This window comes from Mesorhizobium comanense, from assembly GCF_005503535.1.
In the GTDB taxonomy this organism is placed as follows: Bacteria; Pseudomonadota; Alphaproteobacteria; order Rhizobiales; family Rhizobiaceae; genus Mesorhizobium; species Mesorhizobium comanense.
Genome location: NZ_SCNN01000009.1, coordinates 198330 through 216651, shown reverse-complemented (window position 1 = coordinate 216651; position 18322 = coordinate 198330). Strand labels below are relative to the sequence as shown.

Here is an 18322-nt window from a genome sequence, read left to right as displayed (position 1 = left end):
CGCGTTCTTGCTAGTTTTCCAAGGGCGCGCTACCGGCCATCCATGAAGACAGCCAAGAAGATTTTCGATCTGGCCGGGGCCGCGGTGCTCCTCGTGGTCACGTCTCCGGTGCTTCTGCTCGCCGTCATTGCCGTCCGGGCATCGTCTCCCGGCCCGGCATTTTTTACCCAGACGCGGGTTGGTCGCCATGGCGCGCTCTTTCGTTGCCACAAGTTGAGGACCATGCACCAGGGGACGCCGTCCTTGCCCACTCACGAGGCGCCCGCGAACGCCGTCACATCGGCCGGAAAGGTCTTGCGGAAATTCAAGCTCGATGAGTTGCCGCAGTTCTGGAACGTTCTGCGCGGCGAGATGAGCCTTGTCGGGCCGCGCCCCTGCCTGCCGACCCAGACCGAATTGATCGAGTGCCGCAGGCGGTTGGGTGTTCTGGAGGCGCTTCCCGGCATCACCGGCCTGGCCCAGATCAGGGGCATCGACATGTCGAACCCGCGACTTCTGGCCGAAACCGATGCCACCTATCTCAGCACCGCCTCGCTCTGGCTCGACCTGCGAATCCTGTTCGGCACGCTCTATCGCCGTTGAGCGGTTGCCAGGCGCGCCATCTCGGCCAACTGTCCCGGAGTGTCGGTTTCCGGCCGCCATCCCTCGGAGACGAGCAGGGATGGGTCACAGATCTGCGACGCCGTCAGACTGTCCCAGAATGCCTGCTTGCCCAGCACAGTGGCGGCAATCCGCATCGGTCCGCCCGACACCCGCATCAGTCGCGCAGGCCGTCCGAATCCCTGGCGAAACGCACCGATGATGGCCGCTACCGAAACCGGCGGTGCATCGCTGGCCAGATAGATCGGGCGCGTTGCTCCAGGATGCACGAGCAGATGCCACACCGCTTGAGCCGCCGATTGCGACGCCAGCAGCGAGCGCGTTCCCGTCAATGCGCCGGCCGGCAGGGGCAGGGCCGTATCGGCGATCCGCATCAGCGTCGCCAGGTTTCCCCTCATGCCGGCTCCGTAGACGGGAGGCAGCCGCAACACGACGGCATCCGCACGGCCGCTGGATGCATAGGCGTCGAGCACCTTGATCTCTGCTTCACGCTTCGAACGCCCGTAGGCGCATTGCGGATCGGCAATCGTGTCTTCATCGATCGCCGCGCTGACGCGCGCGCCGATCACGGCGCGGATAGACGAGAGCTGGATGAAGCGCCCGCTTGCCTGCGCCGCGGCGGCCTGCGCCAGTTGTAGGCTCAGTTGCACATTGGCGGCCTGGAAATTGGCCTCGGTGGCATTGCCCTGATCATTGTTCAGGCCAGCGCAATGGACGACATCGGAAACACCTCTGGTAAGCGCCAGGAAGGCCGCGGCTGGCGCGTCGAATGCAGGCATCGGTACGGCGTCGGACCCCGGATCGAGCCTGTCAGGATCGCGGGAGGCGAGACGAAACGCTACGCCGGCCTGGCGAAGCCGGCGGACCACCTGGCGGCCAATGAAGCCCGTCGCACCGGTAACCAGGACTTTCATCGCGACCCCATTGCCGAAGGCTCTAGCCGCTGAGCGGCGGAAGTGCCTGGTCTTCCGCCAATGGAGCCTGACGCCCCGAGGCCAGATAGGTTCCCGACACCAGGAAGATCATCAGCACCGAGTCCAGAATGTCATGGCCGATCAGGATGCCCGCCATTCCGGCCGTCAGATAGGTGATCAGAGCAATGACGATCATGGTGGTGCCGAACCGCTCGACCGGATCGGTGCTGTTGCGCAGGGCGAGGGCAGCATTCCTGGCGGCAACCACAAAGATCGCCGCGAGCGTCGCAGCGCCGAGGATTCCTGCCTGCACCAGCGCCGTCAGGAAGCCGTTGTGGAAATGATTGAAGCCCACATCCATGCCGAACTGATCGTGAAAACCCTGCCTTATCAGGAACTGCGTGGCATCAGCCCCATGTCCAAATAATGGCATCTCCCGAAACGCCTTGAGGCCTATGTCCCAGAGGGCGATACGCATTCCGAGCGAGGTGTCGTAGTCGCCCTGCGCCCCAAGCGCTATCCAGTCCATGCGCAGGGAGCCGAGACGCCCGGATATTATCTGGAAACCGAATGCGGCAATTACGACCGCGATCGCTGCCACCAAAAGAACCATGCGAAGGAGGCTGCCTCCTCTCAGCCTCTGTTGGTTGATCAGCAGGACAGCGATGACCGCAATCGGCAATGCGAGCCAGATGATGCGCGTGCCGGAATAGATGATGGCGACTGTCCCGCAAAGCGCGGCACAGATGAAAGCGGTCCGGTACCCGTCCTCGATGCCCGACACCGCGGCCGTCACACAGACCATCACGGCGAGGCAAAGCACCTGGGCAAACACGATTGCGTTGCCTGCTCCGCCTTCCGCGCGGATACCAAGCCAGTAGTGCTGGACGATTGCCAAAAGCAGCGCGCCGAAACAGGCCGCCATGCTGCTTATGACGACGATGCGCATGAGGGGCGTTTTCCGCGTGATGCTCCAGGTGGAATAGGAAACCGGAAAAAGCAGGAAGGGGACGAGCGGTATGAAGTGCCGTGCATCCCTGGCGATTGCGTCGTTTGCGACGGAGGCCGTGATGTTGGCCAGGCAGTAGGCATAGATCGCGACCGTGAGCGCCATCATTGACGGGTCGGCGTTGAAACGTCTTTTTCCGGAGGCAATCAGCAGGACGGATGCCAGGCCCCCGCCATTGAACACAAAGCTGACCAGCGATCCCAGGACCGGAGGCGAAAAGAAACACAGAATGGAGAAGTAGACATTGATCCGCGACGGCGTGAGAGGCAGCCCTATGGATGAAAGCCGGCTCAAAATTTCAGGCTCGCTGTTCCCAGGCTTCACTGGCACGTCTTCTCGAACGAGATCGAACCCCGCCTTGAAATAGCCCTAGCCAAATGATGCGCCTTGCCCACCTGGGGGCTGGTATAGCCGCTGATTTTTTCATTCGATAGTATGCCAAGGCCGATTGTGGACGAAAAACGGCCACCTGCTACCGGTTGCCATGGGCGGTTTGGTCGCCGCGCACCACTTCCAAGGCAATTTTTTCCCTGTATTTCTTCGGCTCGATAGCTCTCGGGCAGAAATTTCCGGGTTCGCATGAAAGTGTGGAAAATTCATTCCCCAGCGAACGAATGCCGGGCTCGTCTTGCATTGTTTTCAGGCGCTTCGATCTGCTAGAACGCCCGCACGAACCACTTTGTCCAGAAACGAAGCTCGAACCGGGCGCCAAAAGCTCGATGATTTGACGCAAGGTCTCTGTCGCAAGGCACGAAAGAACGCTCACAGTCCATGATATCAGCGCTTACGCATCTGCAGCGGCTCGAAGCCGAGTCGATCCACATATTCCGAGAGGTCGCCGCGGCCTTCACAAAGCCTGTCATGCTCTATTCGGTGGGCAAGGATTCATCCGTTCTGATGCATCTGGCAATGAAGGCGTTCTACCCGGCCAAGCCGCCATTTCCCTTTCTTCATGTCGATACCACGTGGAAATTCCGTGAGATGATCGCCTTTCGCGATCAGATGGCACAGAAACTCGGCTTCGACCTGCTGGTCCATGTCAACGAAGACGGTGTGCGCGACAACATCAATCCGTTCGACCATGGTTCGAACACTCACACCCATGTGATGAAGACGGTGGCGCTGCGGCAGGCGCTCGATAAATACGGCTTCGATGCCGCTTTCGGTGGAGCCCGCCGCGACGAGGAAAAGTCGCGCGCCAAGGAACGCATCTTCTCGTTCCGCAATGCGCAACATGTCTGGGACCCGAAGAACCAGCGGCCCGAAATGTGGAGGATTTTCAACACCCGCATCGCGCAAGGGGAATCGATCCGCGTCTTCCCGTTGTCGAACTGGACCGAGCTCGACATCTGGCAGTACATTCTGCAGGAGAACATCCCGATCGTGCCGCTCTACTTCGCCAAGAAGCGGCCGGTTGTCGAGCGCGATGGCATGCTGATCCTCAAGGACGATGACCGCATGAAGCTGCGCCCGGGCGAGGTCGTCGAGGACCGGCTGGTGCGCTTCCGCACGCTTGGCTGTTACCCGCTGACCGGCGCTATCGAATCGGATGCCGACACGCTCGAAGCCATTGTCGGCGAGATGCTGACCGCGCGCACGTCCGAGCGCCAGGGACGCCTGATCGACCGCGATGAAGCCGGCTCGATGGAAAAGAAGAAGCGCGAGGGGTATTTCTGACCATGCGCCACATCATGGCAAAGAGCCTCGCTCCCACCGACGGTGTCCGCGACTATCTGGCCGCCCAGGAAAAGAAATCGCTGCTGCGGTTCCTGACCTGCGGTTCGGTCGATGACGGCAAGTCGACACTGATCGGACGTCTGCTTTCCGATACCAAGCAGATTTTCGAGGACCAGCTCGCCGCGCTCGAACGCGATTCCCGCAAGCACGGCACGACCGGCGACGACATCGATTTCGCCCTGCTGGTCGACGGGCTGGAGGCCGAGCGCGAACAGGGCATCACCATCGACGTCGCCTATCGCTTCTTCGCCACGCCGAAGCGCAAATTCATCGTCGCCGACACGCCCGGCCACGAACAATATACCCGCAACATGGCGACCGGCGCCTCGACCGCCGATCTGGCGATCGTGCTCGTCGACGCCCGGCAAGGCGTGCTGCGACAGACCAGGCGCCATTCGATCATCGCCTCGCTGCTCGGCATCCGTCACATCGTGCTCGCGGTCAACAAGATCGATCTGGTCGATTTCGATCCGGCGGTCTTCGAGCGGATTGTCGAGGACTACCGCCAGTTCTCGCGCGATCTCGGCTTCCACACCGTCGCGCCCATCCCGATGTCGGCCCGTTACGGCGACAACGTCAGCAGCCGCTCGCAAAACACCGATTGGTATTCCGGACCGACCCTTATCGAGCATCTCGAAACGGTTTCGGTCGATGAAACAGCCGTCGAGCTGCCGTTCCGTTTTCCGGTGCAGTACGTCAATCGTCCCAATCTCGACTTTCGCGGCTTCGCCGGCACGATCGCATCCGGCTCGGTCTCGGCTGGAGACGAGGTTGTCGTCGCCAAGTCCGGCAAATCCTCGCATGTCAAACGCATCGTTGCCCATGGCGGCGATCTCAAACAGGCGGTGGCCGGCCAAGCGATCACGCTGGTTCTGGACGACGAGGTCGAGGTTTCCAGGGGCAACATGCTGGTCTCGCCGGCCGCCCGGCCGCAGGTTGCCGACCAGTTCGCTGCCAACATCGTCTGGTTCGACGAGCATGCCCTGCTACCGGGCCGCTCCTATATCCTGCGCACCGAGACCGACCAGACCAGCGCCACCGTTACCGACCTGAAATACCGCATCAACGTCAACGATTTCGCGCACGAGGCGGCCAAGTCGCTGGAAATGAACGAAGTCGGCATCTGCAACATCTCGACGCGGGCACCGATCGCTTTCGATCCCTTCGCCGAAAACCGCGCCACCGGCGCCTTCATCCTTATCGACCGCATCAGCAACGCCACGGTCGGCGCCGGCATGATCGTGCACTCGCTGCGGCGCGCCGAAAACATCCATTGGCAATCGCTTGATGTCGGCAAGCGCGTGCGCGCCGATATGAAGAACCAGCGCCCCGCCGTGTTCTGGTTCACCGGGCTCTCGGGGTCCGGCAAGTCGACGATCGCCAACCTGTTCGAGAAGAAGCTGTTCGCCACCGGCCGCCATACCTATATCCTGGACGGCGACAATGTCCGTCACGGCCTCAACCGCGATCTCGGGTTCACGGATGCCGATCGCGTCGAGAACATCCGCCGCGTTGCGGAAGTGGCCAAGCTGATGGCTGATGCCGGGCTGATCGTCATTGTGTCCTTCATTTCGCCGTTCAGTGCCGAGCGGCGCATGGCCAGGGAATTGATGGCCGATGGCGAGTTCATCGAGGTGTTCGTCGATACACCCTTCGAGGAATGCGCCAGGCGCGACCCCAAGGGCCTCTATGCCCGTGCGCTGAATGGCGAGATCAAGAACTTCACTGGCGTGGATTCCCCTTACGAAGCGCCGGAAAAACCCGAGATCCATCTGAAGACCCTCGGCAGATCGGCCGAAGAGATGGTAGACGCCCTGGAACACTGGCTGAACGAGCGTGACATTGCCGAAGACCAATATGACAATGGCGGCGGTATCTGACGACAGGTCCATGCTTGAAATCTTCGAGCGGCTGGCCTTGGCGGCGGGGCGCGAGGTCATGCGTGTATTCCACGCCGGCTGCGCGGTTGACCGCAAATCGGACGCCTCGCCGGTGACCGAGGCGGATCGCGAGAGCGAGAAGATCATTCTGGCCGGCCTGCGCGCCGCATTTCCCGACATTCCATGCGTTGCGGAAGAAGAAGCGGCGGCCGGTATCATGCCGGGAGATCTTGGCGAAGCCTTCTTCCTCATCGATCCGCTCGACGGGACCAAGGAATTCGTCAACCGCCGCACCGATTTCACCGTCAACATCGCGCTTGTCCGCCATGGAGTGCCGGAAGTCGGCGTCGTTTTCGCGCCCTGCAGCGGCCGGTTCTTTTCCGGCCGGCCGGGCAGGGCGGAATCCCTCGAAATCGATGGCGACTACACCATCGTCGATCGCCAGCCTATTTCGGTACGAACGGCGGCAGTACCGCTGGCCGTGGTCGCCAGCCGATCCCACAACACGCCGGAGACCGAGGCCTATATTCGCGACCTCGGGGAGGCCGAGATCGTCTCGGTAGGATCGTCGCTGAAGTTCTGTCTTCTGGCCAGCGCCGAGGCGGATGTCTATCCGCGCTTCGGCCGTACCATGGAATGGGACACGGCGGCGGGCGACGCCGTGCTGCGCGCGGCCGGCGGCACGACGCGCACGCTGGACGGCAGGCCCCTGGTCTACGGCAAGCGCAACCAGGCCGATGACGAGGATTTCGCCAATCCGCATTTTATCGCTGAGGGCAAGGGCCTTGCGGGGGAGGCGGCTCGCCGTTGAGGTGAAAAGCCCCAGCCAATGGACTATGCTGTGGCGGGGCCCCCTTGAGTCGCGAGTTCAATGTTTCAGAAATGTCATTCCGTCATTTTCGGCGGCTTCCCGCTATGGACCAGCAGTCGCGATGAAATAGTCTTCAGGATGTTGATGGGCCTCTACGCCGTCGCTCCTGCGCTTTTTGCCTTTGTCGAAATGTCGCCGACGGTTCTGGCGCTCATTGCCGGCCTCATCGGCGCCCTTAGCCTTTTGACCAAGGGTGTCCATCTTTCCAGGGCCACGATAAGCCTCGCCGTGACGCTTGCGCTTCTGTCGGGCTTTGTCCTGTCGAGCACCCTGTGGTCGGTCGATGCGAGCCGCTCCCTGGGGGCGGCGAAGGATGTGTTTGGCTATTCGTTCGCCGCCATCCTGTTGTTTCAGGGCATCCTCGCGCTTTCCTGCGCTCAACGCGATCGGCTCGCGCGCGTTTCATTGTTTGGCGTGGTGATTGGCCTGGTGTCGGTGATGGGTTGGGAATTGTATTTTGCGTTCTTCACGGAAGACCCACGATTTGTGGGAAATGTCTTCACCCTTCACAAGATCACCGTCTACGGGGCGTTTTTTGCCGTCATACTTCTTGCCCAGCCGCAACTGGCCTGGAAGGGGCTTGCGGCTCTCTTTGCCGTACTGACGTTGGTCTACGGCCAATCGACCGGTGTCGTTCTGGCGATCGTTGTCGTGGCCGTCATGTTCGTCATTCCCACGAAACATCGCCACCGCGCCTTGGTAGGGTTCTTCGCCATCTATTTGTGCCTCGCCCTGATTGCCCCCTTCATCGCCGCGCCGGCGTTCGCTTTCCTCAAGACGACGGGATGGCTGGCCTTCTATCCGGGAACCTTCGCGGCTAGGCTCGATCTTTGGCAGATGATCGCCCCCCACATCGCGGACAAGCCGATACTTGGCCATGGCGCCGATACGATGAGGGACGCGGCCGGCGTTGTGGTCAATCCTACATATTATGTGCAGGGCGACCTGCCGAGCGCACACAATATCGTATTCGATTTATGGTACGAGCTGGGAGCCTTGGGCATCATCGTCTATGGAGCGTTGCTGGCGGCGACCATCAGAATGATTCGCGGCTTGAGCGGCGCCAGCCATTTCATCGCCAGCAACTGCCTGATCATCGCTGTCGTCGAACTTTCAGTCGACCATCGCATCTGGCTGTCATGGGTCCTGGGGGCGCTGGTCTTCACGGCGGGCATCTGCTTGGTGCATTGCCGTGCCGTTATCGGGCCGGCAATGCAGGGCGTGACCGCGGGTCGAACAGCGGCAATCCCGAGTTGACGGCCCGCACAATCGCTCCGAGCCGTCGAGCAATTCCGAACGGAGAAACTCTCAGACGAACTGATCGGGCGCGCCTATTCGGCCGCTGCCTGGGCCGAGTTCGAGCCGATATAGTTGCGGATCGTCTCGATGATCCGGTCCTGATCGGCTTCGCTGAGATAGGGGTGCATCGGCAGGCACAGGATCCGCTTCGGCAGATCTTCCGACACAGCCAGGCCAGTCGGTGTGCGTGGGTAATCGCGGTAGGCGACCTGTTCGTGCAGCGGCTTCACGTAATAGATGACCGAAGGAATGCCCTTTTCGCTCAGATGCGCCCTCAAACCGTCGCGCTTGGGCGTTTCGATCGCGTACTGGGCCCATGCCGAACGGCTGCCGTCGAGATTGCGGGCGGCCGTGACGATGTCGCCAAGGCCTTCTGAATAACGGTTTGCCACCACCTGGCGCGCCACCATCTCGTCCTCGAGAATGGCGAGCTTTTCGATCAGGATCGCCGCCTGCAGCGTGTCTAGTCGCGAGTTGATGCCGACGCGGATGTTGTCGTACTGCGTCTCGCCCTTGCCATGAAAGGCGAAGGACCGCAGCTTGTCGGCCATCTCGTCATCATTGGTGAACATCGCGCCGCCATCGCCATAGCAGCCGAGCGGCTTGGCGGGGTAGAAGCTGGTCGAGCCGACATGGCCGAAGGCGCCGCACATCTTGCCGTCGAGCGAGCCGCCCATCGACTGGGCGGCGTCTTCGATCACCAGCAATCCTTCGCGCTTGGCGATGGCCATGATCGCATCATAGTCGGCGGCAAGGCCGAACAGGTCGACCGGGATGATCGCCTTGGGCTTCAGCCGGCCCTCCTTCTTGATCATCGCAATCGCCGCCTCGAGGCTGGCGATGTCGATGTTGTAGGTCTTGGCGTCGACATCGACGAAGACCGGCTCGGCCTTGGCCAGCGCCACGACCTCGGCCGTGGCCGCGAAAGTGAAGCTCGGCACGAAGACCGCGTCGCCCGGGCCGATGCCGGAGGCAAACAGCGGCAGCAGCAGCGCGTCGGTGCCGTTTGCGCAAGCCACGACATGCTTGGTGCCGATATAGGCGGCGAGCCTCTTCTCGAATTCGGCCACCTGCGGGCCGAGGATGTAACGGCCGTCCTCGACGACATGATCGATCGCGGCCTTCAACCGGTCGCGGATTCGTTCGCGTTGCGCGCCAAGATCTATGAACTGCATGTCGGCCTCAAACGGGTTTAACCAGGCGGTTTAGCCAGATAAGCGCCCGCTGGTATCAGAGTTGCGCCTGCCGAGAAAGCCGGGCGGCTGAAGCCGCTACTCGCGAAAGGGGCGCCGTCTGTTACCGGTTTTCCTCTGAAAAGACCGTCCAGATGCCTGAAATCCGGCCTTCGGCATGCGCTTTCAGGCCTTTATAACCCCTACCGTCGGTGCCGCGAAACATAAAGTGATCGGCTGGCTCAACTTATGTTGAGCGTTGATCAGGCAATCTCGTGGCGCCAGGGCGGATTAGCGCCTGCGCGCGATACCGTAACTGCCGCCGCCTTGGCTCCGAGCGTCAGGGCCTTGCGGATGGCATCCTCCGATAGCGTGGCGATCGCCGCCTTCGACAGCAGCCCTTGCTCATGCAGGGAGGCCAGGATGCCGGCGTTGAACGTGTCGCCGGCGCCGACCGTATCGACCACTTCGACTTTTTGCGGCATCACGGTGACCGTCTGATCCCTGGTGTAGCCAACCGCGCCCTCGCTGCCATGGGTGACCACGATCAGCCTGGGGCCGCGTTCGAGCCAGTTGCGCACGACATCCTCATGCGAACCGGCTTCGCCGAACCAGTGGAGATCCTCGTCGGACAGTTTCACGATGTCGGCCATCGCCATCATGGCGCGAATGCGCCTGAGGTGCTTTGCCTTGTCCGGAATGAAGTTCGGCCGGATGTTGGGGTCCAGCATCATGACGCGGCCTGCGTGTTCGCGCCTCATGAACTCTTCATACGCACTGCCGGCGGGCTCCGAAATCAGGCTGATGGCGCCAAACAGCATCGCCCCGATTTCGTTGCCGAGTTGCGGCAGGTCCTCGATGGTGAGCATGCGGCCCGCGGTGTTCTCGTCGTAGAATGTGTAGGTCGCCTGGCCGTTGGTGAGCTTCACGAAGGCCAGCGTCGTCGGCCGCGGCGAGGTGTGGGCGTAGGTGGAACTGACCTTGCTTGCTCCCAACGCGTCCCGGAACTGGCCGCCGAACAGGTCCGACGACAGGCCTGAAAAGAAACCCGCCGGCGCGCCCAGCCGGCCGAGCGCTATCGCGCTGTTGAAGACGGCCCCGCCGACATAGGGCGCGAAGGCCGGCTCACCTTCGCTGGTGGTGCGCGGCAGCATGTCGATAAGGGCTTCGCCGCAGCAGAGGATCATGGCTTCCTGGTCTCCGGCGGATGAATCACGCCCTTGCGGATGATGATGTTGGCGTAAAGCCTGGGCTCGCTCGTCGCGACGATGGCATGCGCCGATTTGACCCGTGCATAGAAGTCGGCGCCGGCCAGCGCAACCACCTTGCGACCCGGCGCGCGTTTGGCGCAGATCGCCTCGATCTCATGATGGACCGGGTCGGCGAGCGACGGATCTCCCTTCACCGAGGCGCGAAACAGTGCCTCCGGCACGACGTCATCGACAGGCAGGACGCTCAGTATGGCGTCGAGCACCGGAATGAGAGCATGGCCGTCAGCCCTGACCAGGCGCCTTGCCTGCTCCTGCGCGGGATAGTTTCCATCGACCAGGGCGATCTCGTCGCCATGGCCCATGGCGCGCAAGGTCGCCAGAAGCTCAGGACCGAGCAGCGCCGGGATACCGATCAGCATTCAGGCACTCCTGGAAATGGTCGTCGAGCCGATCAGGAAGCGTTCGGAAAGCGGCAGGCTGGCGCCGCCGAGCGCCCGCGCGTGGATGCCGACGCTTCCCTCGCGGACGGCCGGAAGTCTCAGGCCCTCGCCGTCGATCGCCGCCATCGCCGCAATGACCGCATCGACCAGCCGGCGTCGCACGGCAAGCGGCATCCAGCCGTCGATCACGGCGGCCTCGAAATCGATGACCGAGGACGCGGCGACGATGGCATAGGCAAGTGCGCGCGAGGCGCTGGCGATCCAGTCGTCCAGCTCGGCGCCGATCTCGCCCCACTCCTGCGGCGAGGTCCAGAGATAGGATCCGTCGACGCCCTTGGCGCTGAGTGCCTTCTCCAGCATGGCGATCGAAGCCACGTCGATCAATTGCGCCGGCTTTCCGTCCGGCCCCGGCACGGGCATAGAACCGAGTGCGCCCGCGTTGCCGGTCGGGCCGCCGAAGAGCCGGCCGTTGAGCACGATGCCGCCACCGGCGAAAGCGCCGATGTAGAAATAGACGAAATCACGCGCCGCGCTCGCCTGGCCGAAAACCAGCTCGGCACCGCAGGCCGAGGTGGCATCGTTCTGCAGATAGACCGGAAAATCACACTGCGCCTGGATGTCGGCGCGGATGTCGCGATGGCGCCATTCATCCATGACTTCGCGCGGCGCGCCCGCCGTGTCGGCCCAGTTCCAGAGTTCGAAGGGCATGGCGATGCCGAGGCCCGCGATGCGCTTGTCCTGCGCCGGCGTCAGTTCGCCACGCATCTTTTTCATGCCGGATGTGACGAATTCCACGGTCTCGCGCGGCGCGGGATAGCGATAGGAATGCTGCAGCATCGAGCGCACGTTTCCCAGAAAATCGATCAGCACCAGTTCGGCGCTGCGGCGGCCGATTTTGAGGCCGATGAAGAAGGCGCCTTCCGGATTGAGCGCCATCGGGATGGAGGGTTGGCCGATCTTGCCGCGCAAAGGCGCCTGACGCAGCAGCAGGCCTTCCTCCTCGAGTTCGCGCATGATGACCGAAACCGTCTGCGCCGAAAGTCCGGTCATGCGGGCGATGTCGGACTTCGCCAGGCTGGCATGCTGGCGCACCAGCGACAGAACAAGCCGCTCGTTGTGGTCGCGCATACCGCTCTGGTTGGTGCCGCGATGAATAAGGCTCTCATTCGCTTCGGGCGAACCGTGCCTCGCGATGGCGGTTTCCACCCTGATCCTCCCGTCGTTTCCCCTCACTGCTTTTGCGGCAGAATGGGTTAATGGCGCAAGTGTGTCAATAATAAATAAGAGTGATTTAATTATTGACAGCCAGCGTGGTCTGGTGTTTTTTGAGCCTGGCATCCGCGCCGGGAGAGTTCGCCTGGATGCCGCGTGGATGCCGGTTGGCCGGCATCCGAAATGTTCCACTGGGAGGAAAATCGTGACCAATGCAAAACTGTTGAAGTCCACCGTTTTCGCGGCCGCCGCTCTGGGCCTGATGGCATTCGCCTCGTCAGCTTCCGCGGCCGGCGTCAGCGCCTGCCTGATCACCAAGACCGATACCAATCCCTTCTTCGTCAAGATGAAGGAGGGCGCTACCGCCAAGGCCAAGGAAATCGGCGTTGACCTCAAGGCCTATGCCGGCAAGGCGGAAGGCGACAATGAAGGCCAGGTCGCGGCGATCGAATCCTGCATCGCCGATGGCGCCAAGGGCATATTGATCACCGCAACGGATACCGCCGCGATCGTGCCGGCGGTGAAGAAGGCGCGCGATGCCGGCCTCCTCGTCATCGCGCTGGACACACAGCTCGAGCCGGCCGACGCCGCCGACGCCACGTTCGCGACCGATAACTTCAAGGCGGGCGAGCTCATCGGCTCGTGGGCGAAGGCAACTCTCGGCGACAAGGCCAAGGATGCCCATATCGCCTACATGGACCTGATCGCCAGCCAGCCCTCGGTCGACGTGCAGCGCGATCAGGGTTTCATGACGGGCTTCGGCATCGACGTGAAGGATCCCAAGAAAATCGGTGACGAGACGGATCCGCGCAATGTTTGCCACGATCTGTCGGGCGGCAATGAAGATGGCGGCCATACCGCCATGGAGAATTGCCTGCAGAAGGATCCCAACATCAACGTCGTCTATACCATCAACGAGCCAGCGGCCGCCGGCGCCTACCAGGCGCTGAAAGCCGTCGGCAAGGAGAAGGACGTGTTGATCGTTTCGATCGACGGCGGCTGCCCCGGCGTCAAGAACGTCGCGGAAGGCATCATCGGCGCCACCGCGCAGCAATATCCGCTGCTGATGGCTTCGCTCGGCATCGAGGCGATTAAAGCCTTCGCCGACACCGGCAAGAAGCCGGAGCCGTCGCCGGGCCTGAACTTCTACAACACCGGCGTCACCCTCATCACCGACAAGCCGGCCGCCGGTGTCGATTCCATCGACACCAAGGCAGGCCTCGGAAAGTGCTGGGGTTGATTTGAGCCGCCAACCGGCTCAATCATTGCATCAACAATAAGAATAACAGGGTGGAGCGGCATCAGCCGCTCCATCCCTTGGGCTGGGAGGCTGCGTTGAGCGTCGAGACGACCAAAGTCAGTGGACCGCAAGAGTTCGAAAAGACCCTGGACGCAAGCGACAGGAATGTTGCTTCGTTCGATACCCACTCTCGAACAGCGCTGGAAAGCATCCAGCACCGGCTGCACAAAAGCCCCGCGATGGTGCCGCTCATCATCTTGCTCCTGTCGGTGATCCTGTTTGCCATTGTCGTTGGCGGGCGGTTCTTTTCTCCCTTCACGCTGACGCTGATCCTTCAGCAGGTGGCGATTACCGGCATGGTCGGCATCGCGCAGACACTGGTGGTGCTGACCGCCGGCATCGACCTTTCCGTCGGCGCCATCATGGTGTTGAGCTCGGTCGTCATGGGGCAGTTCGCCATGCACTACGGCGTTCCCGCGCCGGTGGCGGTCGCGGTCGGCCTGCTGGTCGGCGCGATCTGCGGCCTGATAAACGGCTTCCTGATCGCCCGGGTAAAGCTGCCGCCCTTCATCGTGACGCTCGGCACATGGTCAATCTACGCCGCGATCAATTTCATCTATTCGGGCAACGAGACCATCCGCAGCCAGGATCTCGAGGCCACAGCGCCCTTGCTGCAGTTCTTCGGCGGCTCGTTCAAGGTCGGCGGCGCCGTCTTCACCTATGGCGTGCTTCTGATGCTGATCATGGCGGCGATCGCCTGGTATGTGCTCAACCACACTGCCTGGGGGCGGCATGTCTATGCGGTGGGCGACGACCCGGAAGCGGCCGAACTCTCCGGTGTTCGCGTCGACCGGATGTTGCTCGCGGTCTATACGCTGACCGGCCTCATCTGCGCCATTGCCGGCTGGGCCCTGATCGGGCGCATCGGGTCTGTATCGCCGCAAGCCGGCCAGTTCGAGAACATCAATTCCATCACAGCTGTCGTCATCGGCGGTACTTCGCTGTTTGGCGGGCGCGGCTCCATCCTCGGCACCATCTTCGGTGCGCTTATCGTTGGTGTGTTCGCGTTGGGGCTGCGCCTGTGGGGGACTGACCCGCAATGGACGCAATTGTCCGTCGGCGCCCTCATTATCGTCGCGGTCGGCATCGACCAGTGGATCAGAAAGATTTCGGGATGACCCAGCAACCCATCCTTACCGCGCGTGGCCTCGTCAAGCGCTATGGCCGTGTTACCGCTCTCGACAGCGCCGATTTCGATCTCTACCCCGGCGAAATTCTCGCCGTCATCGGTGACAATGGCGCTGGCAAATCGTCGCTCATCAAGGCGATTTCCGGCGCGGTTGTCCCCGACGAGGGGGAGATCCGGTTGGAAGGCAAGCCCATCGCCTTCAAGTCGCCGATGGAGGCACGCGAAGCCGGGATCGAGACCGTCTATCAGAACCTGGCATTGTCACCGGCTTTGTCGATCGCCGACAACATGTTTCTCGGCCGCGAGATCCGCAAGCCTGGTTTCGTCGGTCAATGGCTTCGCATGCTCGATCGTCCGGCCATGGAAAAGCGCGCCCGCGAAAAACTGACCGAACTTGGCCTTATGACCATCCAGAACATCAGCCAGGCGGTGGAAACGCTGTCGGGCGGCCAGCGCCAGGGTGTGGCGGTCGCGCGCGCCGCCGCCTTCGGGTCGAAAGTGGTCATCATGGACGAACCGACCGCTGCGCTGGGCGTCAAGGAAAGCCGCCGGGTGCTCGAACTCATCCTCGACGTCAAGAAGCGCGGCCTGCCGATCGTCTTGATCTCGCACAACATGCCGCATGTCTTCGAGGTGGCGGACCGGATCCATATCCATCGCCTCGGCCGTCGCCTCGCCGTCATCGATCCCAAGCAATATACAATGTCGGACGCAGTGGCCTTCATGACGGGAGCCAAGGCGCCTCCGGAAGCGCTGGCGGCATGAACCTCGAAGCTTCCGATGATATTGCTGGCCGGGTCGTCTTCTAAATCGATTGAACATATGTTGCGATGCAGTAGGATGGGCTGGGATGAACGGTGAAAGCCGCTATGATCAGGCCAACCGAACGAGAGGCGATATGACACCCGCCATGACCATCGAAGCCCCCGCTCTCGACAATCCCGACCCCAGGACGCTCGCCGAAGAAGTCTTGATGTCCCTGAAGTACCGGGTCGGCAAGGACACCACCGTCGCCACCCCGCATGACTGGCTCACCGCCTCGATCAAGGTCGTGCGGGATCGCGTCGTGGATCACTGGATGCAGGCGACGAAAGAGGCCTACGACCAGCAGGAGAAGCGCGTCTACTATCTCTCGCTCGAATTCCTCATCGGGCGTCTGATGCGCGACGCCTTTTCCAATCTCGGCCTGATGGAGAGCATGCGCGAGGCGCTGTCGTCGCTCGGCGTCGATCTCGACCTGATCGCCGCCCTCGAGCCGGATGCGGCGCTCGGCAATGGCGGTCTCGGCCGGCTCGCCGCCTGTTTCATGGAAAGCATGGCGACCGTCGACATTCCCGCGCACGGCTACGGCATCCGCTACGCCAACGGCATGTTCCGCCAGGAGATTCACGATGGCTGGCAGGTCGAATTGCCGGAGACCTGGCTCGACCACGGCAATCCGTGGGAATTCGAGCGCCGCGAACGCTCGTTCGAGGTCGGGTTCGGCGGTTCGGTGGAATCGATCACCTCCAGGGACGGCCGTCTCGAACGGCATGTCTGGAAACCGACCGAGCATGTGCTTGCGGTGGCTTACGACACGCCCGTGGCCGGCTGGCGCGCCAAGCGCGTCAACACGCTGCGGCTGTGGTCGGGCATGCCGGTCGATCCGATCCTGCTCGACAAGTTCAATGCCGGCGACCACATCGGTGCGCTGGCCGAAAGCAACAAGGCCGATGCGCTTTCGCGCGTGCTCTATCCCGCCGATTCCCACATGGCCGGACAGGAGCTCAGGCTGCGGCAGGAATACTTCTTCTCGACCGCTTCGCTGCAGGACATCGTCCAGCGCCACCTCAGCCAGTATGGCGACCTGCGGTCGCTGCCCGACAAGGCCGCGATCCATCTGAACGACACCCATCCCGCGATCGCCGTGCCTGAACTGATGCGGCTCTTGATGGATGTCCACGGCATGGACTTCGATCTTGCCTGGGACATCACCAAGCGCACCTTCGGCTACACCAACCACACATTGTTGCCGGAGGCGCTGGAAAGCTGGCCGGTGCCGCTGTTCGAACGGCTTTTGCCGCGCCACATGCAGATCGTCTATGCCATCAACGCCCAGGTGCTGCTCGAGGCGCGCGCCACCAACCAGTTCTCCGGCGACCAGATCAGCCGTATTTCGCTGATCCAGGAAAATGGCGACCGCCGCGTGCGCATGGGCAATCTTGCCTTCGTCGGCTCGCATTCGATCAACGGCGTTTCGGCGCTGCATACCGAACTGATGAAGGAGACGGTGTTCGCCGATCTCCACAGGCTCTATCCCGACCGCATCAACAACAAGACCAACGGCATCACGCCGCGGCGCTGGCTCATCCAGTGCAATCCTGGCCTGACATCACTGGCCCGCGAGGCGATCGGCGACCGCTTCCTCGACGATATCGAGGCGATCAAGGGCCTCGACGCCTTCGCGACCGATGCCGCGTTCCGCGACAAATTCGCCGCCGTGAAGCGGCAGAACAAGGCGCGGCTCGCCAATCTCGTCGCCGACCGGCTTGGCATCAAGCTCGACCCGTCGGCGCTCTTCGACATCCAGGTGAAGCGCATCCACGAATACAAGCGCCAGCTGCTCAATATCCTGGAGGCGATCGCGCTCTATGACCAGATCCGCTCGCACCCCGAGCGCGACTGGATGCCGCGCGTGAAGTTTTTCGGCGGCAAGGCCGCGCCCAGCTACCACAACGCCAAGCTGATCATCAAACTCGCCAACGACGTCGCCAGGGTCATCAATGGCGATCCGTCGGTGCGCGGCCTGCTGAAGGTCGTGTTCGTGCCGAACTACAATGTCAGCCTGGCCGAAGTGCTGATGCCGGCCGCCGATCTCTCCGAGCAGATATCGACGGCGGGCATGGAAGCGTCCGGCACCGGCAACATGAAATTCGCGCTCAACGGCGCGGTGACCATCGGCACGCTCGACGGCGCCAATGTCGAGATCAAGGAGCATGTCGGCGACGACAACATCTTCATCTTCGGCCTGACGACGGCCGAGGTCGCCGAGCGGCGCAGCAATGGCTACAATCCGCGCGGCGTCATCGAAGCCTCTCCCGAACTGGCGCAGGCGGTCGCGGCGGTTTCGTCGGGGGTGTTTTCGCCTGATGACCCCGACCGCTACCGCGACCTCATCAACGGCCTCTACAACAGCGACTGGTTCATGGTTGCCGCCGATTTCGACGCCTATGCCGCCTGCCAGCGCGACGTCGACGCGGCCTGGCGCAACAGCCCGCAATGGTATGCCATGGCGATCCGCAACGTCGCGCGGGTCGGCTGGTTCTCGTCCGATCGCACAATCCGCCAATACGCGAAAGAAATCTGGAACGTACCCGTCTGATATGGTTGCATGAGGCCACGGCAATGTGGCTCAAACAAAAGACTGAAGCATGATCCTGAAAAGTGGAATCTGGCCTTCTCGGACAAACGTTTCCGTTTGTCGGGAGATCATGCTCAAACAAGGAGATAGAGCTTGTTCCACTCCGATTTCATCGGGTTGGAACAGGTTCTAGGTGCCTGGGGAGGGC

The 18322-nt window shown here is 62.1% G+C and carries 16 protein-coding genes; 9 read left to right on the top strand and 7 right to left on the bottom strand.

The window, feature by feature from the left end:
• The first annotated feature begins 42 nt into the window (after positions 1–42).
• Complete coding sequence (locus tag FFS37_RS17675; RefSeq protein WP_137932234.1) at positions 43–582, top strand: sugar transferase; 540 nt, start codon at positions 43–45, stop codon at positions 580–582.
• On the opposite strand, the gene FFS37_RS17670 is transcribed toward FFS37_RS17675, so the two are convergent.
• The 3 genes from FFS37_RS17670 to FFS37_RS17660 all read right to left on the bottom strand — a co-directional run bounded on the left by FFS37_RS17670 (position 570) and on the right by FFS37_RS17660 (position 3256).
• Positions 570–1514 carry an NAD-dependent epimerase/dehydratase family protein gene (locus tag FFS37_RS17670; protein ID WP_137932233.1) on the bottom strand — a complete coding sequence of 315 codons (945 nt, stop codon included), beginning with the start codon at positions 1512–1514 and terminating at the stop codon, positions 570–572. The two genes, FFS37_RS17675 and FFS37_RS17670, sit on opposite strands and share 13 nt — an antisense overlap.
• 22 nt (positions 1515–1536) lie before the next feature.
• Positions 1537–2817: an O-antigen ligase family protein gene (locus tag FFS37_RS17665; protein ID WP_137932284.1), complete on the bottom strand. Its 1281-nt coding sequence runs from the start codon at positions 2815–2817 to the stop codon at positions 1537–1539.
• A gap of 178 nt (positions 2818–2995) precedes the next feature.
• Positions 2996–3256, bottom strand: a complete 261-nt coding sequence (locus FFS37_RS17660) for a hypothetical protein (RefSeq protein ID WP_137932232.1) — start codon at positions 3254–3256, stop codon at positions 2996–2998.
• A 38-nt stretch (positions 3257–3294) separates the two neighbouring features.
• Between FFS37_RS17660 and cysD the strand changes: the two genes are divergently transcribed.
• Genes cysD through FFS37_RS17640 form a run of 4 tightly spaced genes read left to right on the top strand, consistent with a single transcriptional unit; the run spans position 3295 to position 8268 of the window.
• On the top strand, positions 3295–4200 hold the full coding sequence (cysD, locus tag FFS37_RS17655) for a sulfate adenylyltransferase subunit CysD (protein WP_137932231.1): 906 nt from the start codon (positions 3295–3297) through the stop codon (positions 4198–4200).
• A 2-nt stretch (positions 4201–4202) separates the two neighbouring features.
• Complete coding sequence (cysN, locus tag FFS37_RS17650) at positions 4203–6140, top strand: sulfate adenylyltransferase subunit CysN (RefSeq protein ID WP_171026314.1); 1938 nt, start codon at positions 4203–4205, stop codon at positions 6138–6140.
• Positions 6141–6150: 10 nt separating this feature from the next.
• Positions 6151–6951 carry a 3'(2'),5'-bisphosphate nucleotidase CysQ gene (cysQ, locus tag FFS37_RS17645; protein ID WP_171026313.1) on the top strand — a complete coding sequence of 267 codons (801 nt, stop codon included), beginning with the start codon at positions 6151–6153 and terminating at the stop codon, positions 6949–6951.
• A gap of 60 nt (positions 6952–7011) precedes the next feature.
• On the top strand, positions 7012–8268 hold the full coding sequence (locus FFS37_RS17640; RefSeq protein WP_137932228.1) for an O-antigen ligase family protein: 1257 nt from the start codon (positions 7012–7014) through the stop codon (positions 8266–8268).
• A 74-nt stretch (positions 8269–8342) separates the two neighbouring features.
• On the opposite strand, the gene FFS37_RS17635 is transcribed toward FFS37_RS17640, so the two are convergent.
• The 4 genes from FFS37_RS17635 to FFS37_RS17620 all read right to left on the bottom strand — a co-directional run bounded on the left by FFS37_RS17635 (position 8343) and on the right by FFS37_RS17620 (position 12339).
• A complete protein-coding gene (locus FFS37_RS17635) occupies positions 8343–9485 on the bottom strand; it encodes a DegT/DnrJ/EryC1/StrS family aminotransferase (RefSeq protein WP_137932227.1) in 1143 nt (380 codons plus the stop codon).
• A 260-nt stretch (positions 9486–9745) separates the two neighbouring features.
• On the bottom strand, positions 9746–10669 hold the full coding sequence (locus FFS37_RS17630; RefSeq protein WP_137932226.1) for a carbohydrate kinase family protein: 924 nt from the start codon (positions 10667–10669) through the stop codon (positions 9746–9748).
• Positions 10666–11112 (bottom strand): RbsD/FucU family protein, encoded by a 447-nt coding sequence (locus FFS37_RS17625; RefSeq protein WP_137932225.1) that lies wholly within the window; start codon positions 11110–11112, stop codon positions 10666–10668. The genes FFS37_RS17630 and FFS37_RS17625 overlap by 4 nt, the downstream gene beginning before the upstream one ends.
• The gene (locus FFS37_RS17620; protein ID WP_137932224.1) at positions 11113–12339 is read right to left on the bottom strand and encodes an ROK family protein; all 1227 of its coding nucleotides are present in this window, start codon (positions 12337–12339) and stop codon (positions 11113–11115) included.
• A gap of 268 nt (positions 12340–12607) precedes the next feature.
• On the opposite strand from FFS37_RS17620, the gene FFS37_RS17615 reads away from it, so the two are divergent.
• From FFS37_RS17615 to FFS37_RS17600, 4 genes are all read left to right on the top strand, one after another.
• Entirely contained in the window at positions 12608–13585 is a 978-nt protein-coding gene (locus FFS37_RS17615; RefSeq protein ID WP_232375704.1) for a sugar ABC transporter substrate-binding protein, read from the top strand.
• A 95-nt stretch (positions 13586–13680) separates the two neighbouring features.
• Positions 13681–14763 (top strand): ABC transporter permease, encoded by a 1083-nt coding sequence (locus tag FFS37_RS17610; protein WP_137932222.1) that lies wholly within the window; start codon positions 13681–13683, stop codon positions 14761–14763.
• Positions 14760–15539 carry an ATP-binding cassette domain-containing protein gene (locus tag FFS37_RS17605; protein WP_137932221.1) on the top strand — a complete coding sequence of 260 codons (780 nt, stop codon included), beginning with the start codon at positions 14760–14762 and terminating at the stop codon, positions 15537–15539. The genes FFS37_RS17610 and FFS37_RS17605 overlap by 4 nt, the downstream gene beginning before the upstream one ends.
• Positions 15540–15672: 133 nt before the next feature.
• Positions 15673–18135, top strand: coding sequence for a glycogen/starch/alpha-glucan phosphorylase (locus tag FFS37_RS17600; protein ID WP_137932283.1), 2463 nt, complete (start codon positions 15673–15675; stop codon positions 18133–18135).
• Positions 18136–18322 lie beyond the last annotated feature (187 nt).